The sequence below is a fragment of the Sulfuricaulis limicola genome (assembly GCF_002355735.1).
Taxonomy (GTDB): domain Bacteria; phylum Pseudomonadota; class Gammaproteobacteria; order Acidiferrobacterales; family Sulfurifustaceae; genus Sulfuricaulis; species Sulfuricaulis limicola.
In genome coordinates, this window is sequence record NZ_AP014879.1 from 882,575 (window position 1) to 907,146 (window position 24,572).

Here is a 24,572-nt window from a genome sequence, read left to right on the forward strand (position 1 = left end):
GTAACGAATATGAAAAATTTTTCGAATTTATTTGTTAAATATCTGTGTTCATTTGCGTTAATCTGCGGGTTCGCATTTTTTTCTGTTTCTACTTTTGCCGAGCCGGTGACGGAAGACCCGCTGGAGCGGCAGGTGCTCGACATCGGCAAGGACTTGCGCTGCGCGGTGTGCCAGAACCAGCCGATCTCGGAATCGAACGCCGATCTCGCCAAGGACATGCGGAATATCATCCGTGAACAAATTCAGGCCGGAAAATCGCGCGAGGAGATCGTCAACTATTTCGTCGAACGCTATGGCGATTACGTGTTGATGAATCCGCCCAAGCGCGGCCCGGGCACGGTGGTGTGGCTCGCGCCGGTGGTCCTGCTGCTGGCCGTGGGCATCTCCGGATTTTTATTCCTGCGTCATCGGCGCCAGGAATCGCTGCCGCCGGCGCCAAAACTCTCCCAGGAAGACGCCGCGCTCGTGCGCGCCGCGCGCAAACAAAATCGCATATGATCTGGCTCGCCGTCGTCGCCCTGTTGATCGCGGCCGCCACGGCCTGGTACCTGGCGCGTCCGCTGGCGCGCGTCATGGTTACGGACGATCGCGAACGGCGGAATCAGTTGCAGCAACTGCGTGACCGGCTGCTGGTGCAGCTGGACGAGCTGGATATCGAGGAAGGCGACCGGAATATCGACACCAACGTTCTTTCCGACGAGCGCAACCGGCTCGAGGCGGAGCTGGCGGGGGTGTTGCACGAGCTGGAACTGCCGAAGGAAAAGAAGAAAAAGAAAAAGGCCATAGCGGTATCCCGCCGCGGCTGGGCGGTTGCGCTGGCGCTGTTCGGCGTCATGCTGCCGCTGTCCGCGGCCGGTCTTTATGCATTGTATCAGCGCCCGATTCTGGCCTATCTGGCCAATCCCGAGGCGCTTGCCGATCCCTCGATGCCGCCCGATGTGATGAAAATGGTCGCGCGTCTGGAAAACCGCCTGGCCGGGCAGCCGGAGGACGCCGACGGCTGGTTCCGTCTGGGTCGCGCCTATGCCGTGCTCGGGAGGGGCGAAGCGGCCAACGCGGCCTATGCGCGCGCCTACAAGCTGACGCCTGATAATCCGGAGCTGGTGGCGGAGTACGCCGTATTCCTCTATCAGGGCGACCCGCAGAATACCGGTGGCCAGGTATTCGGCCTTTTCAGCCGCTTGCACCAGATGGATCCGGAAAACCGCGATGCGCTGTGGTTTCTCGGTTTCGCGGCCTATCAGAAAGGCGACCACAAGCAGGCCCTCGGATACTGGGACCGTCTGCTGAAGTCCTTGCCGGCCGACAGTCCCGAGGCCGAGCACATGCGCGCCATTACCGCCAAAATGCGCCAGCAACTGGGAAAAAAATAACGCTCGTCGGTTAGCCCGATGTTACGGCTTTACAGCCTTCACGGGGCTAGGGTATAAGAAAACTCCTGTTACGCACGGTATGACCCGCTTGCCACATTCCCGTCACCTGATAGCGCTGTTGCTGGTCTCCGGCGCATTTTTCGTTGAACCTGCGCTGGCGGGGATCTACACCTTTACCGACGCCAGCGGCGTGATGCACTTCACCAACGTCCCGTCCACCCCGCGCTATGCCGACATGAAGCGCGTGGCCTACATGCCCGAACCGGTGTCGACGACCCGCCGGGCACGCTTGGTCGATCCAGGCCGCTTCAACCCGCTGGTCGAACAGGCGGCGCGCGAGCATCAGATCGATCAGGCGCTGCTGCGTGCCGTGATCGCGGTGGAGTCGGGTTACGATCCGAATGCTGTCTCGCGCAAGGGTGCCGTGGGTTTGATGCAACTGATGCCGCAAACCGCGCGGCGTTATGGCGTCAGGAACATGTACGACCCGGCCCAGAACATCCAGGGCGGGGCGCGTTATCTGCGCGACCTGATGGGGAAATTCAACAATGACCTGCCGCTGGTGCTGGCCGCCTATAACGCCGGGGAAGAAGCCATCGCCCAGTACGGCAACCGCATCCCGCCGTACCGCGAGACGCGCTCCTACGTCCCGCGGGTCCTGGATTTTTACCGCCAATATCAGCGCGGTTCGCGCTAGAAGTCCCAGCGATAACCGAGCGACCAGTAGCGCCGGAGGGTTTTATCTTCCGTGGTGGCGCTTGTGGTGGTTGTGCGCTCCTCACCGAATTCCGCTTCGAGCGTGACGTTCTCCTTCCATTTGTAACTGGGCCTTAATACCGGCGCAAAGCGGTCCAGCTTGCTGTCGGTGGTTGTATTGTGCTGACTGTACCAGCTCAGCGTGACGTCCAGCCCCCAGCTCGCGCCCCACAGCAGGCGGTTGGTCAGGGAGTAGGAATTGCCGGTGTAATCCGGGCCGTCGATGCGGCTGATGTTGAGCACGTTGACGTCGCGTTGCGTGAACAGCCCGGTGCCGATGATATTTCCCGTATAGGTATGAATATCACCGGTGTCCGGTTGCGCCGGCTGGTTGACCGTGCCGACGGTGGCCGAGGTGTGCGCCGATTGCACGTCAAACCCCGCCTGCCAGCGTGGGCTCAGCGACTGCGATACGCCGACACTGAACATGTCGGTCGTGGACGTCAGATCGAGGGCCTGCTGCTTGAGCTGCTCGTAGGACTTGGTCTGGAGCTGCGACTCGATTGACGTGTTGGTTTCGCCGAGCAGGGCATTGGTCAGCGTCAGTGACGGTGTCTTGCGTTTGTCGTACAGCACATGCGCGGACGTGCCGCTGCCGCCGGTCCAGTTGCCCTGCAGCAGGAAGATGTTCGGTGCGGCAAACTCGGTATCGTAGTCATACAGGCTGTATACGGTGAACGCCGGGCTGAAGTAGCGCAGCTCGCCGCCCACGGCGTTGCGGTCCGTGACCCCGTCCGCCTTCTGCTGCATGGTGTAGAGACTGCCGCCCCAATGCTCCGCGAACGGGCCCAGATCCACGCTGGCGCCGTAGAATTTCAGGTCGGTATCGAATGAATTATCGGCGGGTTTGCCGCCCACCACATTGACGCGCCACTTGGGCGTGAAGTTGTAGCCGGCGGTGGCGCCGTCGAAGCGCCCGAGTACGCCGCCGGAACTGCCGGGCTGGCGGCCAAGGCGCGCCGAGTAATCGCGCTTGCGGTCCTTGACCTCGTAATAAAGCGCGCTCAGACGATTGGCGTCATTCTGCCCCGTGAGAAAATTCTTGGTATGGGTGTCACGTACCACAAAACGATTGTCGAAATCCTCGCTGCGATAACGGTGCGTCAGGTTGAGATTCGTGACCAGCGCGCTTTGGTCGGTCTGGGTCAGGGTCTCCTGGTTTTGCGAACCGGCGGTCGGGATCAGATCGGTGGTGTCGACCTTGCTGGCGCCGTGATAGTAATACTGCGACAGGTTTCCGATGACGGTCGACAGTACCTCGACACGCGGTTTGGCAGCCTTGAAGACTGGCGAAGGAGTGGGGCTGGCAGCGTCAAGCGCGGCGATGCGCTGGCGCACACGGTCCGCGCCTTCGCCGGTCGGATACAGCCGCAGATAAAGCTCGTATTCCTTGTGCGCCGCCGCGGCTTCCCCGGAGCGTTCGCGCGCGAGGCCGATGAACTCCTGCGCATCCTGGGAGTAACGGTTGGGCGGCATGCGCAACAGTGCATCGAGGGTGACGACGGCGGTGCGATTGTCACCGCGCGCCAGGGCGGCGCGGGCCTTGTCCATCAGCGCCAGCGCTTCCTTGTCGCCGGACGTCGCCGGGAGCACCGCCACGCTTGGCAGGCTTGCCGGAGGGGCGGCAGGCGCGGCCCGGGCAGGCACCTTTGCCGGCGGTGCAACCGGAACGGCAGGCGCCGCCAGGACCGGCACCGCAGGCGCGACCAACGCCATCCGCACCGAATCGTTTTGTTCCCTGGGCGTGATGCGCGTCACCTTCGCGTTCGGGTAAGCCGCTTTCAATTGCTGGCGTGCGGCAAAGACTTCCTCCTCTTTCTCGAAAAAGCCAAGTTTCAGCTGGTAGCGGGTCTTGTCTTTTACGCCTGTCTGCGTGACATAAAGCCGGTTGCTTTTCAGTGAGGCTGGCAGGGGTGAACGCGTCGTGCGTATGGGCTGTTTGCTTTCCTCGAGCTGAATGACGTAGAGCGCCCGGGGAGAAATGACGGCCGCCGTGGCCGGGACTGTCGGTGTCGGAGCAGGTGCCGGCACCGGCACCACCGGGATCGGTTGTACAGGCACGGCCTTGGCGGTCTCCACCGGCGGCATCGCCGGTTTTGCCACCGGGGCCGTACGCTGAATGGTGGCGTATTCGTTGCGGCCGATCTCGGTGACCGACGCCGCGGGGTATTTGTCCAGCACGCTGTGGCGATAGGCGTTGGCTTCACTGAAGCTGTCGAAAAATCCGACGCGCAGGTTGTAGACGTTCTTGCCGAACGCCTTGCTTTGAATCAGGTATACCGGACGATCCGGGATATCGCGCTTGGCCTGTTTGTCTGAAATCGGCGTAAAGCCGCTGCGCAACGTGACCACGAAACGCTTTTCAGGGGTGGCATCCGTGACGGTATTGGTGTTGCCGCTGTCGCCTGAAATGGCATGGGCGGGCGATACCGATGAGAGATTCAAAAGCAGCAGAAACAGCACGACGAGGGGGATAGCCCGCATGGTAGTTATATTCAAAAATTTAAATGTAGGAAAGGAAGGTTTTTTATTTGGCCGGATTGCTTTTTGCCGCCGGAGTGTTCCTGGGTGCGTTCGCCGGGCCGGTTTCCACCGGCACCACGGGCAGGTAAATCACGATGCTGCGATTATCGTCGCCGGGCCGGACGTTGTAGTTGACGTCGCGATTGAAGCGCACCGTCAGCGACCACGGATCACGCTGCAGATTGAGCGACACGGGCGGGTCGAAGGTGATGGTCGCAGCCGGTAACACGGGCGTGGCGGAAACGTGGCGGGTTTCCTGCCGCAGACTGATGTCCTGCAGGTCCAGTGCCGCGATATTGACGAATATTTTCAGTAATTGCCCGTGTTCCTGCGGGAAGTGGCTCACGTAGTTGACCGGCATGGTGAAATGTATCCGGATCTCCGCCCATTCCGGCTCAACCGCGGTTTCGACATCATCCAGCAGGACCTCCTGCGCGCTGACGATCCCGGGACCGGCGATGACCATGAACAGCAGGGTCAGCCCGAGCAGCGGACTCTTCATGATCCAGTTCCCTGTGATGCAGGTTCGTTGTGGCATATTCGACGCACCTCGGTCTAGTTGGTCCATCGGCTGTAAGGGGTGCCCTGGCTACCCAGGGGCCGGTGGCAGCCGGACGCGGAACAGTCTGTCTGGCCCTGGTATCTTTCATAGTGGTTCAACGATTTCTTGTCCATGGTGCCAAGATAGCTCGTGCCGCTTGCGTGGCAGCCTTTGCACCAGCCCGAACCGCTGCCCAGGCTGCCGTTGTGATTCATTGTCTGCGACGCAAAGCTGGTCGTGCTCTTGTGGCAAGAGTCGCAGTTCATGCTGGCGCCGGCAAGCAGCTGGGACTGATAGGGGATGTGGTTGGTGGGCGCGGCCAGCCCCGGACCACCCTGGTAGTGGCAGGTGCTGCAGGTGCCCGGGCTGATGCCCGTGTGACTGAACGTGGCGCCGGCAAAGCTGGTGTAATTCTTGTGACAGGTATCGCACGAGGCCGTGGTCGCGACATGGTTGGCCGGCTTGCCCAGCGCGTTCCACTGGACGAAGGAGCCATTGTGGCAGGTCGAACACTGACCGGCGATGACGCCCTGGGTGGCCGAGTGCGTAAAGGTGGAGGTCGTGAACGTGCCTCCGGTCGAATGACAGGCATCGCACGACAAGGTCGTCGGGATGTGATTGCCCGGCTTGCCGGTGGCCTGGGAGCCGTTATGACAGGTGGCGCAGCCACCGGGCGTCACGCCGGTGTGATTGAAACCGGCGCCGGCAAACGTCACGTAGCCCGTGTGACAGGTGTCGCAGGAGGCCGTGGTGGCGACGTGGGTCGCATGTTTGCCCAGCGCGTTCCACTGGGTATAGGCGCCGTTGTGACAGGTGGAGCACTGGCCGGGGATGACACCCTGCGTGGCGGAATGATTGAAGGACGAACTGGTAAACGTGCTGGCCGCCGAATGACAGGCGTCACACGACAACGACGTCGGGATGTGATTGGCGGGTTTCCCGGTCGCCTGCGAACCGTTATGACACGTGGCGCATGCGCCCGGCGTCACGCCGGCGTGGTTGAACGTCGCGCCGGCAAAGCTCGTGTAATTCTTGTGACAGGTGTCGCAGGAGGCCGTGGTGGCGACGTGGGCCGCATGTTTGCCCAGCGCATTCCACTGGGTATAGGCGCCGTTGTGACATGTGGAGCACTGACCGGCGATGACACCCTGGGTAGCGCTGTGATTGAACGTTGAGGTCGTGAACGTGGTGCCCGTGCCATGACAGGCATCGCAGGATTGCGTGGTCGGAATATGGTTGCCCGGTTTGCCGGTCGCCTGCGTGCCGTTGTGGCAGGTGGCGCAGGCACCCGGTGTGACGCCGCTGTGATTGAAGGTTGACCCGGCCATGACGAAGGACTGGAAACCGGAATGGCAGGTGTCGCACGAGGCCGTGGTGGCGACGTGGGCCGCATGTTTTCCCTGCGCGTTCCACTGGGTGAAGGAGCCGTTATGACAGGTGGCGCATTGACCGGGGTTCACGCCCTGGGTGGCGGAATGGTTGAACCGGGACGTGGTAAACATGCCCCCGGTCGTGTGACATGCGTCGCAAGAGAGACTTGTTGGAATATGGTTGCCCGGTTTGCCGGTCGCCTGTGAACCGTTGTGACAGGTGGCACAGCTACCCGGTTTCACGTCCATGTGTGTGAATCTCGCGCTCATCCATGTGGTGGTGCGATGGCATGTGTCGCAGGGCTGGTTGGTGACCGGATGATTCGTCGGTTTGCCGGTGGCGATATTATTGTTATGGCACTGCGCGCACTGGTGTGGCATTACGCCGATGTGAGTGAACCGGGCCACCTTCCACGAAGCGGTCGAGGAATGACATTGGCTGCACGGCTGCATTGTCGGTATGTGATTCTGGGGTTTGATGGTGGTGGTCTGGATACGGCTGCCCGGGGTGTGGCAGGTTTCGCATTTTTTGGGCGTGCCCTTGAAGGTGCCCTGGACGTGGCAGGTTTCGCAGGGAATCTGCACATGTGCCCCGGTCAGCGGAAATCCCGTTTTCACGTGATCGAAACGCACATTGCGTTTGGCGTCGGCCGCCGGCGCGTCGCCGTGAGGAATGGCAAGCAGGAACAGACCCAGCATGGTAACGACGCCAATCCAGGACAAAAGTTTCCGGAAATTATGAGCTGAATCTTTCATGATGGATCTCCTCGACTGGCATTGTTAATGTCCCGGGGACACGCCACTGACTCCCGGGCGGATTTTCCTGAACGAACTGGTTACGTGACATTGCTCGCAGAGTTTCCCGAAACCGCCGTTATGCACGTCGTCGGCGTCATGACAACTGATGCAGGCGTTGCTCTGCGTTACCTTTCTCGGCATGGGTTTGGTGTGGCAGGCATCGCAGGCGATGCCTTTATGCCCACCGTCGAGCCTGAACGTGGTTTGTTTGTCGTGGTCGAAACGCCAGGATTCCCACGAGGAAGCGTTATGGCAGGTTTCGCAGCGTGGCCCCAGCTTGTACTTGTGCTTGTCGTCCTTCTCGTGGCAGCTGACGCAGGCGATGCCGGCGTCCTTGAAGGCCGGCGTTTTGTGGCATTCCTTGCATTCGACCTTGGCGTGTTTTCCCAGTAGCGGGAAGCGGGTCAGTCCGTGGTCGATCCTGGCCACCTTCCAGTCACGCTCGTTGTGACAGGACTCGCATTTGTTGCCTTCCTGGCCCTTGTGCTTGTCGTCCTTTTCGTGGCAGGCGATGCAGGTCGTTGGCAGTTTTTCCTTGAACAGGGAGCCGATGTGGCATGATTCGCACTTGGCCTCGGCATGCTTGCCCCGCAACGGGTATTTGGTGTCCCGGTCATGATTGAAAGCGGTGGTCTTCCAGCTTTTTTCGACGTGGCAGGACTCGCATTTTTCACCGAATTGGCCCTTGTGTCCGTTGCGGTCGTCATCCTTCTTGTGGCAGGCGACACATGCGCTCTTGAGCTTCTCCTGGTACAGGAAGCCGGTGTGGCAGCTGTCACATTTGGCCGCAAGATGCTTGCCGCGCAGCGGGTATTTGGTGTCGCGGTCATGGTTGAAAATGGAAATGCCCCAGTCTTTTTCCGTATGGCAGGACTGGCACTTCTCGCCGAAACGGCCTTTATGTCCTTTCTTGTCATCGTCGGCCTTGTGACAGGCGACGCAGGCGGTTTTCAGTTTTTCCTTGTATAAAAATCCGGTGTGGCAGCTGTCACACTTGGCCTGCAGGTGCTTGCCCCGCAGCGGGTATTTGGTGTCGCGGTCATGGTTGAAAATGCTCGTCTTCCAGTCGCGGTCGCTGTGGCAGGATTCGCATTTCGTGCCGTACCGGCCCTTGTGTTCGTCGTCTTTCTTGTGACAGGCGACGCAGGCCGTCGGCGCGCCCTTGAATTTCGGATCCGCATGACAATCCTTGCAGATGACATCACGGTGCTTCCCGGTGAGCGGGAACTTGGTCTTGCTGTGATCAAAGAGGGTTTTCTTCCAGTCGCTTTCCTGGTGGCAGTCGGCACACTGCGTTCCGAGGCTGCCCTTGTGTTTGTCGTCTTTCCTGTGACAGGCAAAGCAATCCGACGGCGCATCGCGGAATTTTGTTTTTGGTTTGTGGCAATCGCGGCACAGAACTTTCGCATCCGCATGCCCGCCCTTCAGCAGGAAGTCCGTGAGCTTGTGGTCGAAGGATTTTTCATCCACCGGGGCGATATTCATCGTGCGTCCCTTATGTTCCGTATGGCAGGCGCGGCATTCCTGCTCCGGGATGCGACCGTGGTGTCCCTGTTTCTGTGCAACGTCCCTGGCGACGTCCTTGTGACAATCCAGGCACAGGGCGTTCTGGGCGGATTTCTTGAAGCGCGCGTGACAGTTTTTGCAATCGCCCTCGAGGTCCGCGTGGCCCTCGATGACCTTGCCGGGCATCAGCACGGATTCGAGCGAATCGGCGTATGAGCCGGTCGGCAGGCAGAAGCTGGAAAGTCCCATGATCAGCCATGCGAATAATGTCCGCGCCAAGCAAGCCATCCCCGGTCAGATCAGTACATGTGCACGGCGATGACATGCGCGATCCCGCTGATGATCAGCATGAATACAAACGGAACATGGAGCACGTGCCACAGCGAGAACAGCCGCTCATAGGCGCTGAATCTGGCCACGTCGATGATGGCATCCAGGTAGTGACGGATGGCCATCTTTCCGGCGACCAGGCGCTTCTCCAGCTTGTCGGTGTCCCAGGCATGTTTACGGGCATGGTCACGACCGAGGCGCTTCAGTTCTCTGGTTACCAGGTGATAGGTCCATCTGGCGCGCATGCCCACGGTGACGAACAGCCAGAAGCGGGACCACGCGCTTGTGTGTTCGCCGAGCGTGGAGGCTTCGAATGCCTTGAGCCGGGCTTCGAGATGCGGGGCAAAATGGAATTTGGATTTGACATCGCCGCCGACGATGCCGAGATTCGTCTGCACCTCCTGCAGGGTGGCACTGCGGCCGTACAGCCCATGGTGAATCTTGCGGTAGATGACCCGGCCGATGATGCCGCTGCCGGCGACCAGGACCATGCAGCTCAGCGCCACGATCGCGTTCACCGATCCGGCGCGGAACGTGGAATGAAACAGGATCAGGGTCGGTCCCGTGATGCCGAGGAACATGTGCAGGCGGAACCAGTGCCTGGTCGGCCCCCAGTTGTGCATGAAGCGGATATGCTTGCGCAGCGAGTAGAGTAGCAGCGTCAGCATCATGAGGCCGCCGACGACGCCGAGGTAATAACCGAAATCGTCACCGGCCTCGTAGTAACCGCCGTTTCTGACGGCCCATCCGGCTATGACGAGCAAAGCCAGCACCGGCCATAGCCAGATGCGCAGCGACGCATCGCGGGTTTCTTTTTTGGCGGCGGCGGGCCGTGGCACGGCCTGACTGGCACGCATGACTGCTTGTTGCTGACTCATCTTCTCCCTCTATTGCCGACCACCTTCCGGGAAGAGGTGGGTCATTTTTATGATCTATTCTTGCTTACGGAGCCCCGCGGCGGTTTGCCGCAGACATTCCGGGGCCTGAAAAAACCATTGGTTTCATGCAATTAAAGAGTAGACGACGGCCCAAGACCACGCTAAACCGTATGAACCGTATGTATTAGCTGACGAACGGAGGCGGTTTTGCCCCAGGCCCCTGGCTGGGCCGGGGTAAGCTGCAAGATGTCATGACAACTGATTTTATCGTTTATCTGCTGTATTTGGCGCCGCTGACCGTGGTGCTGTTCTTTTATCTGCGCCGGCACAAGAAAAAGGAACAACACCATGTCATGCAGATGCAGCAGGCTGTCGAAGCGGGGCTCACGGAACCGGCCTCGTTGCATCCGGTGTTCGACCCGCGGCGCTGTCTCGGTTCCGGCGCCTGCGTCAAGGCCTGCCCGGAGGGCGCGATCGGGATCATCAGGGGCAAGGGGCATCTGGTGAAACCGGCCGTGTGTATCGGTCACGGCGCCTGCGCCGCGTCCTGTCCGCACGACGCCATCACGCTCGTGTTCGGCACCGCCAAGCGCGGCATGGATATTCCCCAGGTCAATCCGAATTTCGAAACCAATGTCCCGGGCCTGTACATCGCCGGAGAGCTGGGTGGCATGGGGCTTATCCGCAAGGCGGTGGATCAGGGGCGTCAGGCCATCGAATCCATTCGCAAGGGGAAGAAAGGCAGCGCGCCGCTGGATGTGGTCGTCATTGGCGCCGGGCCGGCGGGTATCGCGGCCTCGCTCGCGGCGCTGGAGCACAAGCTGAAATTCGTCACGCTGGAGCAGGAAGACTCGCTGGGGGGCACGGTATACCACTATCCGCGCAACAAGATCGTCATGACCGCGCCGATGCAGTTGCCGATACTGGGCAAGGTGAAAATGAGCGAGATCAGCAAGGAAGCGCTGATGGAATTCTGGCAGGGGGTGGTGAAGAAGACCGGCCTCAAGCTGAATTTCAGCGAGCGCATGGAAACGATCTCGAAGAACGTAAATGGTTTTACCGTAAAAACCTCGCGAGGTTCCTACAACACCAAAGCGGTGCTGCTGGCCATCGGCCGGCGCGGTACGCCGCGCAAGCTGGAGGTGCCGGGAGAGGAGCTGCCCAAGGTGGTCTATCGTCTCATCGATCCGGAGCAATACCGCAACCAGCAGGTGCTGGTGGTGGGTGGCGGCGACAGCGCGCTGGAAGCGGCGCTGGCGCTGGCCGATGAACCCGGAACCGGGGTGACACTTTCCTATCGTGGCGAGGCCTTCGGGCGCGTGAAGGAGAAGAATCGTCAGCGCCTGCAGGAGGCGGAGAAGAATGGCCGGATAAGGGTATTGTTGCAGTCGAACGTAAAGAAAATCGATCCGGACAAGGTCACACTGGATCATGCCGGAAAAATGATTGAGATCAAAAACAGCGCTGTCATCGTCAGCGCCGGCGGCGTGCTGCCAACACCGTTCCTGAAAGAGATCGGGGTGATGGTGGAAACGAAGTTCGGAACGGCGTGAATTCCTCTCCCGGGGAAGGTCGGGGCTAGGACAATTCCTTGATCAGCGGTGCCAGCTTCTGCTCCCATACTTCCGGCGTGATCGGGCCGATCTGCTTGTAGCGGATCACGCCCTGTTTGTCGATGACGAAGGTTTCCGGCACGCCATAGACGCCGAGATCGATCCCCAGCCGTCCGTCGTTGTCCATGAGGCTCAGCTCGTAAGGGTTGCCGAGGCTGCCGAGCCACCCGAGCGCATCCTCGCGCTTGTCTTTGTAGTTGAGCCCGATAATGGTCACGGCCTTGCGCCCGGTGAGTTCATTAAGATAGGGATGTTCCTGGCGGCAGGCGACACACCACGAGGCCCAGACGTTGAGCAGATAGGCGCGTCCGAGCAGATCGTCGCGTCCGACCTTGCGTGCGGGATCGGTGACCGTGGCGAGTGAAAAGGCCGGCAGGGATTTCCCGATCAGTGGCGAAGGAATTCTGCGCGGGTCGAGATTGAGACCGTAGGCGAGCAGCAGGCCCAGTGCCACGAAGATAACCAGCGGGACGACATACTTTTTCATGGCTTTTTCATTTCTTTGCCAGCCGCGTACGACCCGCCCTGCAGGGCCTGCGCCGCTTCCGGCGGCATGTATTTTTCGTCGTGCTTGGCGAGCACTTCACTTGCCACAAACCGGTTTCCGTCCTGCAAGCGGCCCTGCGCCACCACGCCCTGGCCCTCGCGGAACAGATCGGGCAGCAGGCCTTCGTAGTGCACCGGCAGTTTCTTGTTGAGGTCGGTGATGATGAAGTCCACTTTCAGTCCGTCAGCGGAGCGCTTCACCGATCCCTGCTCCACCAGCCCGCCGATGCGGATGGTTTGGCCGGGAGCAATGCTGACCTTGCCTTCCAGAATTTCCGTGGGCGAATGAAAGAACACCAGGTTCTTGTTGAAGGCATTCAGCACCAACAGGGTGGCGACCGTCAGTCCGACGACGCCGGAAACGATTATGGCCAGCCGCTTGTGTCTTGTCTTCATCGGGTTTGTTCCTTGAGGCGCATGAATTCACGCAGCTGGCGCCGCACCGCTTGGCGGCGGCGCAACGGCAGGTAGAGGTTCAGAATCAGGATCAGCGCGGCCAGTCCGTAGGAACTCCATACGTACAGGCCATAGCCGCCCATGGCAAAGAATTCCGTCCAGTTCATGGTTTGGACTCCAGCATATCGGCGACCCAGCCGGTATGACGCTCGCGCTCCAGGATTTCGTTGCGCATGCGCAGCAGCGCCACGGCGACAAAATAGAAGGTGAAGGCGAAGGCCATCAGCAGCAGGGGCGCGATCATGCTTGGATGAATCGAAGGCGTGCCGACCTTGCTCACCGAGGCCGGCTGGTGCAGGGTGTTCCACCACTCCACGGAGAAATGGATCACGGGAATGTTGACCACGCCTACCAGCGCCAGGATGGCGGCGGCACGCGCCGCACGGCGGGGGTCGTCAATGCTGGCCTGCAGTGCCATGTAGCCTATGTACAGGAAAAACAGGATAAGTTCCGAGGTCAGGCGCGCGTCCCAGACCCACCAGGCACCCCACATCGGTTTGCCCCAGAGCGAACCGGTGGCGAGCGCGAGGAAGGTGAACGAGGCGCCGATGGGCGCGCAGCTGCTGGCGAAAATTTCCGCCAGCTTGATGTTCCACACCAGCGCCACCGCGCCGGCGCCGGCCATGAGCACGTAGATGAACATGGACATCCAGGCCGCCGGCACGTGGATGAACATGATGCGGTAGCTTTCCCCCTGCTGGTAATCCGCCGGGGCGACGAACAGGCCCAGGTAAAGACCCGCCAGCAGCAGCACCGCAGTGACGGCGGCGGTCCACGGGATCAGTTGTCCGGCGAGGGAATAGAAGAATTTGGGTGAGGCGTATTTATGCATGCTTAGTCCAAAGATACGCGCAATGCCGCCGCGGCGGCCCAGGGCGCGAAGGTCAGGGCCAGCGCGAGAAAGGCTCCCAGCAGGGAAAAATGCGCTCCGGTATCGATGCCGGCAATGACTCCCGCCACGCTGCCGGCGCCGAAAATCAGGATCGGAGTATACAACGGCAATACCAGCAGCGAAACCAGCACGCCGCCGCCGCGCAAGCCCAGTGTCAGCGCCGCGCCGACCGCGCCGAGCAGGCTCAGGATCGGTGTCCCCAGCAGCAGCGACAGCACGAGCGTGCCGATGGCGGATTCCGGCAGGTGCATCTGCACCGCCAGCAGGGGCGAGATCAGCACCAGCGGCAGGCCGGTGAGCGTCCAGTGGGCCGCGATCTTGGTCAGTGCCAGCAACGCCAGCGGATAGGGCGCCAGCGCCATCTGCTCCAGGGTGCCGTCCGCGTGGTCGTTGGCGAACAGCCGGTTGAGCGAAAGCATGGTCGCAAGCAGCGCCGCGACCCAGATGACGCCGGGTGCGATGGTGCGCAGCACCGCAGGCTCGGGTCCGAGACCCAACGGAAAAAGGCTGACCACGATCACGAAAAAAACCAGCGGTGTCAGGATGTCCGTGCTGCGGCGCATGGCAACCGTCAGGTCGCGCCAGAACAGGCGGGCAATGGCTTGCAGTAATTTCGGCACGCTAGGTGACCCGGATATGCAGAATGGATTTGGTATCGACGTCAATTTCCTGGTGCGAGGTGATGACGATCATTCCTCCTTGGGAAAGATGCTCGATCAGTATGTTTGTCATCAGGGCCACCGAATCCACGTCGAGCCCGCTCAAGGGTTCGTCCAGAATCCACAGCGGCTTGTGTTCAACCAGCAGACGCGCGAGCGCGAGCCGGCGCTTCTGGCCCTGCGACAGAATTTTGGAAGGGAAGTGGTGATACGCGGCGAGACCGAGACGCTCCAGCGTCGTTCCGATGCGCGCATGGTCCGCGTCGCCGCTCAGGCTGGTAGCCACGTGGAGATTTTCGACCGGCGTCAGGTCGCCCTGGATACCGTTGGCATGCCCGATGTAGGCGAGCTGGGCGCGATAGTCGTCGCCGAGTTTGTGGATGGCGTTGCCGAGCCAGCGAATCTCGCCGGCGTGGGCGCGCGTCAAGCCGCAGAGCGTGCGCAACAGGGTGGTCTTGCCGCTGCCGTTGACGCCGGTCACGTGCATCAGCTCTCCCGGCTTGAGCGAGAAGGACAGGCGGCTGAACAGCGGCCGGTCGCCGCGGACGCATTCCAGATCGACTGCTTCCAGCAAAGACGTCCTCCCCCGGACAGGTTGAAGATACATCAATCTTTGAACTTGGTGCCCCAGGCCGGAGTTGAACCGGCGACCTGCCGCTTAGGAGGCGGCCGCTCTATCCACTGAGCTACCGGGGCCCGCCGCTATTCTAGCAGCAGGACGGGACAAAACCGCCCGGCGGCATGCCGGGCCATAAATGAAAATGGCCGGTAATTCCGGCCATTTCGGGATTGGTGGAGCGGAAGGGGATCGAACCCTCGACCTCTGCATTGCGAACGCAGCGCTCTCCCAGCTGAGCTACCGCCCCGTTTTAGAAATAAGCTGTCAGTCTTACTCAAGTCTTTCAGGGAAATAAGCGATAGCGAGAAAAAATTCGACCACGCTGTAAATCCCTGCCTGCCGTTGAGGCGGCAGGATTGTATGCCACTCCACTTGATTTAGAAAGATATTGGCATTTGCAGCGTTATTGGCCATATGTGCCCACCGGAGATTTGCCTGACTTTAGCCTGATTTCCAGCTCTATCAGTTTCAGGAAATATTGATTCGCTTCGTCGTTCCGGCCCATGTCGCGGTAGATTTTTGAGAGCTGGGCATAATAGCCCGGAAGCTCGGGATTATCATCATAGTAGTATGGAATGCCTCCCTCGAGCACCTGAACCGCCGCAGCCGTTTTTTTCTCGGCCATCAGCATTTTCGCATACTCAACCCGGGTTTTATAAAGTTTCGGATTGAGCTTGAGTGCATGACTGTATTCCTGATAAGCCAGATCCCGCCATCCGTTACCCGCCAGTTCGGGATTATTCTGATAAATCAACCCCCGGACAACGGAGATGTTCCAGCGCAAGGGGTTCAGCTGCTCGGCCTGATCGAGGAATCGCAGAGCATCTTTATACACAGCCGTTCTGGCGCGAAGATCCGAAGCCGGGAGTTGCGTGAGGCCATGCCGGAACAGATTGGCACGCGCAACGAAAATCCTGTCATCAGAAGGGGTAAATCTTGCCGCGAGCCCAAATGCTTCATTCGCCTCTTGCAGTTCGCCACGGGTGGAATGTTCCAATGCCTTTTCCGACAATAGATCACCCGCGCTCAGACGGACAAAGTAGGATAAGGGTATAAGCATGACCATCAATATGATGCTCACATAAAATCTTTTACCAACAAACTTCGCAGGCTGGAAGTTAAGATAGCCGGCGGGATTTTGCCGCGCGGCCAGATGATGGAACCTGGCCAGGATTGCACCGGCGATCAACAGTATGGAGGGGATATAAAAATTAAAATCGACAAATGTATGCAAGGCGATCGCCAGCAGCCCGCCAAACAAGGCGATTAATTCGATTCTTGCTTTCGGGCCAAGACTGGCCGAACGAAGTTTTGTTATCAACATCCACAGGACGGATGCAAGAACTGTGACCAGAAGGAGCAGCGCCGGCAATCCAGCCTCAATCCATATCTGCAAGTAATCGTTGTGAACGAAAAAACCGGCGCTCGAGTCCAGGGGATGTCGGTAAGGTGGCCAAACAAAGCGGAAATTCCCCAGGCCAATACCCAGCCAGGGAGACTCCATAAGCATATCCCAGGCGCGCGTCCAGATAATGGCTCGAGTGTTATTTCCCGGCGTTAACCCTATGCGCGCTATTCCTTCGCCCTGTGACACGATATTGGCCAGCAACAGGGCGCCAGCCAGGACGCATGACAGCATGAGCAAGCTGTTTTTTGGTGAATGTTTGCGTGAAACGAGCAACAGCAATGTCATGCACGCAATCAGGCTTAAAGTGGCGCCGCGACTTGCCGTGAGGAAGACAGAAAAAAACAGGCAAAAAAGAAAGCCCGCAAATGCCAATGTAAATCCGCTGATGTGTTTGTTCCTTGCTGCGGCAAGCAGAAAATATCCTGCGGCCGGAATCGCAATGAGATTCAGGATTGCCGCGTGGGTGTTACGCGTGACAAAAACGGATTTTGGTTCAGTGCCCGCAAAGAAAAACTGATATATAGCTGTCATGGCCAGAGAAAAGCCGATAAACATTATTATTTTTGACACATGACGCCATATCCGCTCATGATCCCGCGAAAGGACGCTGGTCCAGAACACAAGAGGCAGGATTCCTATCCACCAGAAATACACCGTGCTGATCCACGGAACCCGGCTCCAGCAGACCGATACCGCCAGCCATATCCATAGCAGGGTCAGGCTTAGCGTTAAAGGCGATCTGGGTATGCGGATGCCGCCTGCGTATCCTTGCATGACGATCATGGCGGTCCAGAGGAGGAGCATCACCAGCGCCATGGCCAGGTACACCAGCCTCAGCTCATGAATGAATAGCAGCAAAACAAGTGAACAGAAAAAAAATGCCACAGGCGCTGATTTGAAGACGACATCAGGAATCTTGTCCTTCATGTGTTTCTTCATGTGCCTGAATTTTATGCGCTATGCTTTGGTATGAGGGTGGTTTGGCGCGCCCGAGCGTTATTTTTTGATGCACGCGGCCGCCACTGCATCAATCTGCTAGATATATGGTAGACCATACTTAAAATTACGCACCTTCAATGGAAGACGAAAACTTCAGGGACAAATACACCAAGAGTGGCATGATTGGCCGGTTTCTTGTAAACCGCTTTTTTTCCCAATTCAGCGAGCTCATTGAACAGTGCGGCACGGATATCACCACCGTGCTGGAGATTGGTGCCGGCGAGGGTTTTTCGACACAAAGAATCGCAAATTTGCTGGGATCCGGAGTCCGGCTTGAAGCGTCCGAGTATCGCGGTGATCTGGTTTCCAGGGCTGCTGCAAGAAATCCCGGAGTTAATGTCCGCCAGGAATCCATTTATAGTCTGGACAGGCCGGATCATGCCTTTGATATTCTGATTTGCCTTGAAGTGCTGGAGCATCTGGAAAATCCTCAAGCGGCGCTGCAGGAACTTGCCAGGGTATCGAAAAAATATGTGGTTATTTCGGTCCCACGCGAGCCCATCTGGAGGATATTGAACATGGCGCGCGGGAAGTACCTTGGAAGTCTTGGGAATACGCCGGGTCATATTCAACATTGGTCATCCAGAGGGCTGCGCGATTTTGTTTCACCCCGGTTCAGGATTGTGGACATGCGAAAGCCCCTGCCCTGGACCATTTTGCTGCTGAAACCGGCATAGTGGCTTTCATGAAATCCAGATTTGGTTTGGTGCTCAGCTCCCTCTTTGCGGGGGGCGTCATTGTCTATTTCCTGTTCTCCTTGTGGAAACAATGGCAAACAGGACTTCTGGAGAATTTTACCTATTCGATTACCGGTATTCTCACAAGCATGCTGGGCATGGTTGGCCTGGTTGTCTTGATGGCGTTGCTGTGGCGTTGGCTTTTGGAGTTGCTGGTTAAAAAAAAACCTTCATTGAAAGCAGTATTAAAAATTCAAATCCTGTCCTGGCTGGGACGATACATGCCTGGAAAGGTCGGCATGTTGCTTGGAAAGGTGCTGCTGGGAAAGGAAATCGGCCTGCCCGGAGCGGCTCTGGCCTCTTCGGTTTTGTATGAACATTTATTATTCATAAGCAGCGGTTTTAGTATTGTCTTGCTTACCCTTGGCTCATCTGTCGTTGCCAAACTGATTTCTATCGATATATCGGTGATGCAGGTTATCTTGCTGGTCGGTGTTATTTTGATATCAGCTCCATACCTGATTAAAACGGCGTTTTATCTGTTGGAAAAAATAATGACGCCCGGAGATCATAAAGACATCGCTGTTTTGTCTCTCCAGAACACGGGCCTCATGTTTCTCGGATATCATCTTGCCCATATATCCGCCGGGGCCGGGTTTTTCTTGTTGCTCCACACCCTGATTCCAGGAATTGGCATTACAGCGCTGTCGGCGGTTGGCATCATCACGGCAGCACATCTTGCAGGGATACTGGCTTTCTTCGCGCCGGCGGGTCTGGGGGTCAGAGAGTCTGTGATGACCTGGCTTCTGCTGCCTTATATGAGCCTGGATAACGCTTTATCGATATCAATTTTGACGCGAGCATGGAGCACTGTCGCAGATGGAATATTGATGGGTGGGTTGCTGTTATTGAGGTCCGGCAAGCGACCAGTGCAGCATCGATGATTGGCTGACCAGCAGGATTACTTTTCCTTTCCGCTGTAGAGCAGCATCGTAATCTGTTCGGAGACAAGCCCAATAAGAAATATCAGCACTGAAACGCTGAACAGCAGGGCGCTCATGTTGGTAAACCGTCCTGAAGTTACAAAGGTATAGATGTAATAAAAAAGCCCGGTCAGAAAGAATGAAAAACTGATGGGAACGAATAACTTCATCGGCGAATACAGCGCGCCAATTTTGAAAATAATCAGAAAGAAACGAACGCCATCCCGTATAGGCTGAATATGGCTGGCACCTCTGCGCTTGCTGGCATGGATGGGAACGTAGGCTACGGAATAGCCCGCACGAAAAAATGACATGGTGATTGTCGTGGGATAGGAGAAACCGTTCGGTAACAGATGGATAAACTCGCGGAATTTATCAGCCTTGACGGCGCGAAATCCGGAAGTCAGGTCTTCCACGTTCTGATTGACCATCCAGCTGGCAAGACGGTTATAGAGACTGTTGGCCCACCAGCGTCCGATATTGGCCTGTGATCCTCCGCTGCGGGCGCCCACCACCATGTCATAGCCTTGATCCAGCCTCGAGAGCAGAGTCTGGATGTCGTCAGGGTTGTGCTGACTGTCAGCATCCATAAACACCAGGACGTTGCCAGTGGCGGCGCGCGCGCCAGTCTTGACAGCCGCTCCGTTTCCCTTGCTGTATGGGTGAGAAACTACCGTCACTTGCTGTGATCTGCACAGATCAGCTGTGCCATCGGTCGAGCCGTCGTCAACAACGATGATTTCCGCGTCGGTGAATAATGTGCGCAACTTCGGCAGGATCTTGGCGAGTCCAGCTTCCTCGTTCTTTGCCGGTATGATGATGGACAGCTTGTTCTGCATTCTGTTGTTTTGTTGATCCGTATCAGTTATTCACTTATATAAAATCATAGCATCAACCGGGCAACGCGGCGTCTGGGCGAATAAAATTTGTCAGCGCCAACGGTTCTGCTCCCCCCATGGCTTGATTATGAAGATCCTTAAACGCCAGCACGTGATGGTTATTGGTTTTTACCGGGTACGCGTATCTGTGCGGGTAGTAATGGAACCGATGGCTCGCTGAAAATCTCCCGACTCGGCGTACAGCCGCGCGGTATTGGACAGAATCAGTCGGTGATAGGAGTCGGTTGTCATGGTGTTTTTAGCTGCTATCACATGCCATTCCAGGACATTTCCGGCAAGCGGCCGACAATACGCCGTATTGCTGATTACGCAGGTAAAGAGATTGTTCAGGGTCATGATCGTGTGGGCGGTAATGGGCCGTTCTTTCAGCAGCGTTTTGATGACCTCATCATTTGATGATTCGTGGTAATAATTAATAATGCCACCATTGCTTGAAACCTTGATGGAATCAGGCATGCCCGCTACCAGAACCGGCTTGTCATCGGCAGATGCACCTGACGCAGCGACGGCAGAAGTAACCTTCAGCGAGAATTGCGCGAGGAGCAGTTGCAGGTCCATGCGAAAACCGGCTTCATGGGGGGCGGCATGGATGCCATTTAATATGTATCGAACGGCGGCAATGGCATCGTTCTTTTCCAGAATGCTTGCATGCGCCGCGAGATTATTCGCCCTGGGTGAATTCGGGTGGTTGGTGACGCAATGTTCCGCGAGCGTGTAGAAATCCTTCCACGTTCCAGCCAGGCTCCAGGTACCGAAACCGAATACCATGATTATGACAACAGCAAAACCTGTTATGACCTTGCTGTTTCCGGTTGTTTTTTGCAGAAAATGGACAATGGTATAAGTGGCAGCAAAAATAATTCCCAGGCTTGGGAGGTAATTGCGATGTTCAAACGCAATTTCGAGTCCGAAGATGCTCGATTCCAGGCTATGCCCCACCAGAAACCAGAGGATGGCAAAAGCGGCAAGCGGGTATTTGCGGCGTAAGATCAAGGCGAATGCCGCCGCCGCGCATATTCCCGCGACGGCAGGAAGCGTGCTGACCGGGTCCAGCAGACTGGTGCTCAGTGAGATGTCGTCATGAAACAGACCGAGCCGATGCGTGCTGGGTACAAGGATAAGGCTGAGATAAAACCACAGAACGCGCGCCTCGGTTAACAGGCGTTCGGAAAGGGAAAAGTTTCGCTGAGCATAGGTGTGCATCACGAAATCAGGATGAGTGGCCAGATAACCGATAAACATCGCTACCGGCACAAGGACCAGACAAAAATGGAATATCGCCAGCCTTTTCCGGACAGGTCTATTAAGGGAATTGGACCGATAGAGGGTGACCTCGATGACAAATGCGAATAGAGGCAAAAGGGCGGCGTTTTCCTTGGCTCCGAGTCCGAGGAGTGTGCCGATGACCAGACCGGCACCCATCAGCATGAATCCGGCCGGTTCTGACTTCTCGAGCTTTTCTCGGCCATGGATGTAGGCAATCAGTCCGAGAATGACAAACAGGGCGGAGAGGCTGTTCATCCGTTGCACTACATAGAGCACGTTCGTCAACTGGATGGGATGTAATGCCCACAGCGTGGCAGCCAGCCCGGCAACCTGGAGTTTTTGTTTATCGCCCAGTCCGGCAATCAGTGCCGGGCTGTGCATGAGCCGGAGCGCCAGGAAATAGACAAGAATGGAATTGATGATATGTATCACTACATTCGTCAGTTTGAACGGGAACGTGTTGTCAAAGCCACCGGCGAAGTAATGATTCAAAGCGAAGCTCAGCGCCGCCAGCGGGCGCTTGAGCGGGCCGCTGTCATTGCTCCACATGGCTTGTTGTATGCCGTCCCGGGTGATTTCCTTGAGGGCGATGGCCTTGACCGAGGTGATGTTCGGCTCGTCATCCAGGACGTAAGGACCGTGCAGACCGGGAAAATATGCCAGAATCAGCAGAAAAATCAGGGAAAGAATGACAGTGGCATGAGAAATCAGTTGTGCCATTTCATGGCCGCTGCATTTTTTCCCCGGCTGCATATTTTTATTTCCGGGAAGTCTGCTGTGGTGGAAGTTGTTTCTTCAGATTATCCAGCGCCGCGGCGAGTTCTTGTGCCTCAATTTTTTTGGGGTGAGGGTTATGCTGATTGGCGTTGTTCAGCTCAACCAATATGCGTTCTGCTACCTCAACTTGCTCCAGCTGGATAAACACTCTTCCCAGGGCGATTAAGGGATGAAGAAACTTCGGATCTGCGAAATAAGATTGGCGTAATACGTCGATGGCTTCATGAACGCGGTTTTGGCCAATCAACGATATGCCCAGTATGTAGTAATAAAATGATTTGTCTGTGATGTCAGTGCGTTCAGTCAGTATCTTATATGTCCATGTTTCTACTGGAATCTGAAGCGAACGGCAGGTGGTCAGAAGGCAGGCTGTAATATTATAAAAGGCGATGTAAGCGCTGGGTGTCATGGGTTCTGACACCAGCAATTTTGCGGTTATCGCCTCTTCCTCGGGATCCAGTCGTTTACCATTGTTCGCCGCGAGCAAGTGCATGTGCAGCCGGAATCCCGTTTCAAAAGGTTGTAGTTCCCAGGCGCGCCGCATCGCTTGCAAGGCCTGTTCGTAATGGCCCTGGTTTTCCATCAGCAGGCTCAGACTGGCCTGAATGCGTGCGGAATCTGGATGATGCAAAGCCTCGTATCGGCTGAAATTCTTGTAATCAGACCACTGCGTAGCGCGGGCGTACGTCGTCCCGGCAAAAACCAGCCCCAGCAGTGGCACGAGTGCCCACCATTTGCGGTTTTTTAGCTTGCTGCTGATGTGGCCAATGAGATGAATGAGCACAAACAGGATACCCAGAGATGGAAGATAGTTACGGTGTTCATGCGCGATTTCCAGATGAAGAATGGTCGATTCCAGCAAATGCCCGGCAAAAAACCAGAGTATTCCCAGGCTGAGCAGCGGCTGTTTCCTACGTGCTACCACCGCAACAAAGAGCAGAATTGCTATGCCAGCGATGGAAGAAAAGGTTGTCCATGGATCGAAAAGGGAATGCGAGATGGCGATGTCGTCATGCTGGTGTCCAAACAGGTCGATCCTGGGGATCAGGATCAGGTAAATATAAAAGAATAGTACGCGTGCCTCGGTCAACACCCTCTCGTGCATGCTGAAATGCCGGTTGGCGTAATAGGGAAGGCTGTAGTGTATTGCCATCAGCAGTATCAGGACGGAACACAAGACGGCTCCCGCCAAAATTGCATATTTTGTTTTTTGCGACAAGCCCTGCCAGGGCCGTTCGTTCGGATACAGCACAAATTCGAATACAAGCATGAACACCGGCAGCAGGACGGTATTTTCTTTGCTGAGCATTCCCAGCCATCCCCAGACAATCAACCCGAACAGAATCCAGCCGATGCCGCCGGATTGTCCTGAGACCATGCGCTGGCGTCCCTTGAGATAGAAGACCAGGCCGAGCAGCGTAAACAGCGCGGACAGCTCGGTCATGCGCTGCACTACATACAATACGCTGGTCAGCTGAATCGGGTGCACCAGCCAAAGAAGTGCGACGGCGGCGGCCAGCAGGTTAACGTTTTTTCTGGTCAAGTACCGATATAACCCGCGGCCGGACTGAATTTTTGTTAAACGCGCAAAGACCAGGCGCAGCATCCAAAAAAGTAGCACGCCATTAATCGCGTGGATCGCAAGATTTGTCAGTTTGAAAGGTGTTGAATCCGCAAAGCTGCCGGCAAAGTAATAGTTCAGCGCGAAGCTGAGCATCGCAATGGGGCGTTGTAGCGGCCCGGCTTCCAGGGAATAGGCGGCCTGGTAAAGTGCTTCGGTATTCAGAGACTGAATCTTGACGTAGCTGTTATCCAGCAGATTGGTGTAGTCGTCAAAAATCCAGGGGCCGGAGATTCCCGGCCAGTAGACCAGTGTCGACAAGACGAGCAGCAGCGAGAGAGGAATTATGGATACAAAAAATTTTCCTGGCCGCATCCTTACAGAAGCCTTATTGCGAGAACCGTTCCTGGGTTTGGACACCGCGAGCCTCGTTGCAGGGTCATCAGTAAATCCTCAATGTTAAGGAATAGAGGAATTCTGCCCTGGTTTCAATAACATAAAAAACAAGGGCGGCTTGCGCCGCCCTTGTTTGTTTGCCGAACCTAGGCTTAGTTCTTGGGACGATATTTGGTTGGTACTGAACCCGTAACAGTCCAGGAAAGGTTTCCGCCTTGGTTGGTAGGACCATAAATAACTGTGCCGCCCTTAGCCGTGCCTAATTCGTTTACTGTGTTTTTGAGGGTGACGGTTATGGTGCCGTTGGCGGTATAGGCAACCTTCGAGACATATTTGCTCTTATAGCTGGTTGAAGCAGATATGTTCAGCGACTCGGGCGTTGTCGGAATGGAGCCCAGATCGAAACCTTCACTAAAGGCCACGTCGATGGCGGTTCTCACCGCGCCGGACAGACTCGCCGCTTCCGATACACGAGAACGAATGGTGTAATCCTGATACGCCGGTACCGCGATGGCGGCCAGAATGCCGATGATTGCGACTACGATCATCAGTTCGATGAGTGTGAAACCCTGTTGCAACTTTTTCATAAAAGAACCTCCAATTGGATAATTGTTGCGAGGGTGCCCCGGAAATAACCGGCCCTGTTTATCCTTAAACGGGGACCGTCTGCGAGCATGGGGCCCCGGCTCCCTGCCAGGCCGATGCTTTCCGTGACATCCTCAACGTACCTACTTAGCAGAGCCCCT

At 57.0% G+C, this 24,572-nt stretch carries 22 protein-coding genes and 2 tRNA genes; 6 read left to right on the forward strand and 18 right to left on the reverse strand.

The window, feature by feature from the left end:
- The first annotated feature begins 9 nt into the window (after positions 1-9).
- The 3 genes from SCL_RS04335 to SCL_RS04345 all read left to right on the forward strand — a co-directional run bounded on the left by SCL_RS04335 (position 10) and on the right by SCL_RS04345 (position 2,070).
- Positions 10-498: a cytochrome c-type biogenesis protein gene (locus tag SCL_RS04335; protein ID WP_269458334.1), complete on the forward strand. Its 489-nt coding sequence runs from the start codon at positions 10-12 to the stop codon at positions 496-498.
- On the forward strand, positions 495-1,373 hold the full coding sequence (locus tag SCL_RS04340) for a tetratricopeptide repeat protein (RefSeq protein WP_096360089.1): 879 nt from the start codon (positions 495-497) through the stop codon (positions 1,371-1,373). Before SCL_RS04335 ends, SCL_RS04340 begins: the two co-directional genes overlap by 4 nt.
- 88 nt (positions 1,374-1,461) lie before the next feature.
- Positions 1,462-2,070 (forward strand): lytic transglycosylase domain-containing protein, encoded by a 609-nt coding sequence (locus SCL_RS04345; protein WP_197702707.1) that lies wholly within the window; start codon positions 1,462-1,464, stop codon positions 2,068-2,070.
- Here the strand turns inward: SCL_RS04345 and SCL_RS04350 are convergent.
- The 5 genes from SCL_RS04350 to SCL_RS04370 are packed head-to-tail and all read right to left on the reverse strand — an operon-like array spanning position 2,067 to position 10,075.
- The gene (locus SCL_RS04350; protein ID WP_148664976.1) at positions 2,067-4,613 is read right to left on the reverse strand and encodes a tetratricopeptide repeat protein; all 2,547 of its coding nucleotides are present in this window, start codon (positions 4,611-4,613) and stop codon (positions 2,067-2,069) included. The genes SCL_RS04345 and SCL_RS04350 overlap by 4 nt on opposite strands.
- A gap of 43 nt (positions 4,614-4,656) precedes the next feature.
- Complete coding sequence (locus tag SCL_RS04355; protein WP_096360092.1) at positions 4,657-5,154, reverse strand: hypothetical protein; 498 nt, start codon at positions 5,152-5,154, stop codon at positions 4,657-4,659.
- A gap of 53 nt (positions 5,155-5,207) precedes the next feature.
- Complete coding sequence (locus SCL_RS04360; protein WP_148664977.1) at positions 5,208-7,319, reverse strand: cytochrome c3 family protein; 2,112 nt, start codon at positions 7,317-7,319, stop codon at positions 5,208-5,210.
- Positions 7,320-7,343: 24 nt separating this feature from the next.
- Entirely contained in the window at positions 7,344-9,146 is a 1,803-nt protein-coding gene (locus tag SCL_RS04365; RefSeq protein ID WP_197702708.1) for a cytochrome c3 family protein, read from the reverse strand.
- A gap of 20 nt (positions 9,147-9,166) precedes the next feature.
- On the reverse strand, positions 9,167-10,075 hold the full coding sequence (locus tag SCL_RS04370; RefSeq protein ID WP_148664978.1) for a hypothetical protein: 909 nt from the start codon (positions 10,073-10,075) through the stop codon (positions 9,167-9,169).
- A 251-nt stretch (positions 10,076-10,326) separates the two neighbouring features.
- Between SCL_RS04370 and SCL_RS04375 the strand changes: the two genes are divergently transcribed.
- Positions 10,327-11,628: an NAD(P)-binding domain-containing protein gene (locus tag SCL_RS04375; protein ID WP_096360096.1), complete on the forward strand. Its 1,302-nt coding sequence runs from the start codon at positions 10,327-10,329 to the stop codon at positions 11,626-11,628.
- 25 nt (positions 11,629-11,653) lie between these two features.
- Here the strand turns inward: SCL_RS04375 and SCL_RS04380 are convergent, their stop codons facing one another.
- From SCL_RS04380 to SCL_RS04420, 9 genes are all read right to left on the reverse strand, one after another.
- Positions 11,654-12,175 carry a DsbE family thiol:disulfide interchange protein gene (locus SCL_RS04380; RefSeq protein WP_096360097.1) on the reverse strand — a complete coding sequence of 174 codons (522 nt, stop codon included), beginning with the start codon at positions 12,173-12,175 and terminating at the stop codon, positions 11,654-11,656.
- Positions 12,172-12,630 carry a cytochrome c maturation protein CcmE gene (gene ccmE / locus SCL_RS04385; protein ID WP_096360098.1) on the reverse strand — a complete coding sequence of 153 codons (459 nt, stop codon included), beginning with the start codon at positions 12,628-12,630 and terminating at the stop codon, positions 12,172-12,174. The genes SCL_RS04380 and ccmE overlap by 4 nt, the downstream gene beginning before the upstream one ends.
- Positions 12,627-12,797 carry a heme exporter protein CcmD gene (gene ccmD, locus SCL_RS04390; RefSeq protein ID WP_096360099.1) on the reverse strand — a complete coding sequence of 57 codons (171 nt, stop codon included), beginning with the start codon at positions 12,795-12,797 and terminating at the stop codon, positions 12,627-12,629. The genes ccmE and ccmD overlap by 4 nt, the downstream gene beginning before the upstream one ends.
- Positions 12,794-13,522 carry a heme ABC transporter permease gene (locus SCL_RS04395; RefSeq protein ID WP_096360100.1) on the reverse strand — a complete coding sequence of 243 codons (729 nt, stop codon included), beginning with the start codon at positions 13,520-13,522 and terminating at the stop codon, positions 12,794-12,796. Before SCL_RS04395 ends, ccmD begins: the two co-directional genes overlap by 4 nt.
- Positions 13,523-13,524: 2 nt before the next feature.
- On the reverse strand, positions 13,525-14,181 hold the full coding sequence (gene ccmB / locus SCL_RS04400; RefSeq protein ID WP_096361837.1) for a heme exporter protein CcmB: 657 nt from the start codon (positions 14,179-14,181) through the stop codon (positions 13,525-13,527).
- A gap of 22 nt (positions 14,182-14,203) precedes the next feature.
- Positions 14,204-14,815: a cytochrome c biogenesis heme-transporting ATPase CcmA gene (gene ccmA, locus SCL_RS04405; RefSeq protein ID WP_096360101.1), complete on the reverse strand. Its 612-nt coding sequence runs from the start codon at positions 14,813-14,815 to the stop codon at positions 14,204-14,206.
- Between the two features lie 46 nt (positions 14,816-14,861).
- A tRNA-Arg gene (locus tag SCL_RS04410) sits at positions 14,862-14,937 on the reverse strand.
- A 94-nt stretch (positions 14,938-15,031) separates the two neighbouring features.
- Positions 15,032-15,107, reverse strand: a tRNA-Ala gene (locus SCL_RS04415).
- Between the two features lie 156 nt (positions 15,108-15,263).
- Positions 15,264-17,195, reverse strand: a complete 1,932-nt coding sequence (locus SCL_RS04420; protein WP_172425921.1) for an O-antigen ligase family protein — start codon at positions 17,193-17,195, stop codon at positions 15,264-15,266.
- Positions 17,196-17,344: 149 nt separating this feature from the next.
- On the opposite strand from SCL_RS04420, the gene SCL_RS04425 reads away from it, so the two are divergent.
- On the forward strand, positions 17,345-17,944 hold the full coding sequence (locus tag SCL_RS04425; RefSeq protein WP_096360103.1) for a class I SAM-dependent methyltransferase: 600 nt from the start codon (positions 17,345-17,347) through the stop codon (positions 17,942-17,944).
- Between the two features lie 8 nt (positions 17,945-17,952).
- On the forward strand, positions 17,953-18,888 hold the full coding sequence (locus SCL_RS04430) for a hypothetical protein (RefSeq protein ID WP_148664979.1): 936 nt from the start codon (positions 17,953-17,955) through the stop codon (positions 18,886-18,888).
- Between the two features lie 17 nt (positions 18,889-18,905).
- On the opposite strand, the gene SCL_RS04435 is transcribed toward SCL_RS04430, so the two are convergent.
- The 4 genes from SCL_RS04435 to SCL_RS14470 form a co-directional block, all read right to left on the reverse strand.
- Positions 18,906-19,766 carry a glycosyltransferase family 2 protein gene (locus tag SCL_RS04435; protein ID WP_096360105.1) on the reverse strand — a complete coding sequence of 287 codons (861 nt, stop codon included), beginning with the start codon at positions 19,764-19,766 and terminating at the stop codon, positions 18,906-18,908.
- Between the two features lie 168 nt (positions 19,767-19,934).
- Positions 19,935-21,845, reverse strand: a complete 1,911-nt coding sequence (locus tag SCL_RS04440; protein WP_096360106.1) for a hypothetical protein — start codon at positions 21,843-21,845, stop codon at positions 19,935-19,937.
- A gap of 4 nt (positions 21,846-21,849) precedes the next feature.
- Entirely contained in the window at positions 21,850-23,805 is a 1,956-nt protein-coding gene (locus tag SCL_RS04445) for a tetratricopeptide repeat protein (RefSeq protein WP_096360107.1), read from the reverse strand.
- A gap of 173 nt (positions 23,806-23,978) precedes the next feature.
- Positions 23,979-24,413 carry a pilin gene (locus SCL_RS14470; RefSeq protein WP_096360108.1) on the reverse strand — a complete coding sequence of 145 codons (435 nt, stop codon included), beginning with the start codon at positions 24,411-24,413 and terminating at the stop codon, positions 23,979-23,981.
- Between the last annotated feature and the right edge of the window lie 159 nt (positions 24,414-24,572).

What these genes read in the sequence shown, in the direction of transcription:
- SCL_RS04335 (WP_269458334.1), top strand. Translation starts at nt 10, where the DNA reads ATGAAAAATTTTTCGAATTTATTTGTTAAATATCTGTGTTCATTTGCG.
- SCL_RS04340 (WP_096360089.1), top strand. Translation starts at nt 495, where the DNA reads ATGATCTGGCTCGCCGTCGTCGCCCTGTTGATCGCGGCCGCCACGGCC.
- SCL_RS04350 (WP_148664976.1), bottom strand. Translation starts at nt 4,613, where the DNA reads ATGCGGGCTATCCCCCTCGTCGTGCTGTTTCTGCTGCTTTTGAATCTC.
- SCL_RS04355 (WP_096360092.1), bottom strand. Translation starts at nt 5,154, where the DNA reads ATGAAGAGTCCGCTGCTCGGGCTGACCCTGCTGTTCATGGTCATCGCC.
- SCL_RS04360 (WP_148664977.1), bottom strand. Translation starts at nt 7,319, where the DNA reads ATGAAAGATTCAGCTCATAATTTCCGGAAACTTTTGTCCTGGATTGGC.
- SCL_RS04370 (WP_148664978.1), bottom strand. Translation starts at nt 10,075, where the DNA reads ATGAGTCAGCAACAAGCAGTCATGCGTGCCAGTCAGGCCGTGCCACGG.
- SCL_RS04375 (WP_096360096.1), top strand. Translation starts at nt 10,327, where the DNA reads ATGACAACTGATTTTATCGTTTATCTGCTGTATTTGGCGCCGCTGACC.
- SCL_RS04380 (WP_096360097.1), bottom strand. Translation starts at nt 12,175, where the DNA reads ATGAAAAAGTATGTCGTCCCGCTGGTTATCTTCGTGGCACTGGGCCTG.
- ccmE (WP_096360098.1), bottom strand. Translation starts at nt 12,630, where the DNA reads ATGAAGACAAGACACAAGCGGCTGGCCATAATCGTTTCCGGCGTCGTC.
- ccmD (WP_096360099.1), bottom strand. Translation starts at nt 12,797, where the DNA reads ATGAACTGGACGGAATTCTTTGCCATGGGCGGCTATGGCCTGTACGTA.
- SCL_RS04395 (WP_096360100.1), bottom strand. Translation starts at nt 13,522, where the DNA reads ATGCATAAATACGCCTCACCCAAATTCTTCTATTCCCTCGCCGGACAA.
- SCL_RS04420 (WP_172425921.1), bottom strand. Translation starts at nt 17,195, where the DNA reads ATGAAGGACAAGATTCCTGATGTCGTCTTCAAATCAGCGCCTGTGGCA.
- SCL_RS04425 (WP_096360103.1), top strand. Translation starts at nt 17,345, where the DNA reads ATGGAAGACGAAAACTTCAGGGACAAATACACCAAGAGTGGCATGATT.
- SCL_RS04430 (WP_148664979.1), top strand. Translation starts at nt 17,953, where the DNA reads ATGAAATCCAGATTTGGTTTGGTGCTCAGCTCCCTCTTTGCGGGGGGC.
- SCL_RS04435 (WP_096360105.1), bottom strand. Translation starts at nt 19,766, where the DNA reads ATGCAGAACAAGCTGTCCATCATCATACCGGCAAAGAACGAGGAAGCT.
- SCL_RS04440 (WP_096360106.1), bottom strand. Translation starts at nt 21,845, where the DNA reads ATGCAGCCGGGGAAAAAATGCAGCGGCCATGAAATGGCACAACTGATT.
- SCL_RS04445 (WP_096360107.1), bottom strand. Translation starts at nt 23,805, where the DNA reads ATGCGGCCAGGAAAATTTTTTGTATCCATAATTCCTCTCTCGCTGCTG.
- SCL_RS14470 (WP_096360108.1), bottom strand. Translation starts at nt 24,413, where the DNA reads ATGAAAAAGTTGCAACAGGGTTTCACACTCATCGAACTGATGATCGTA.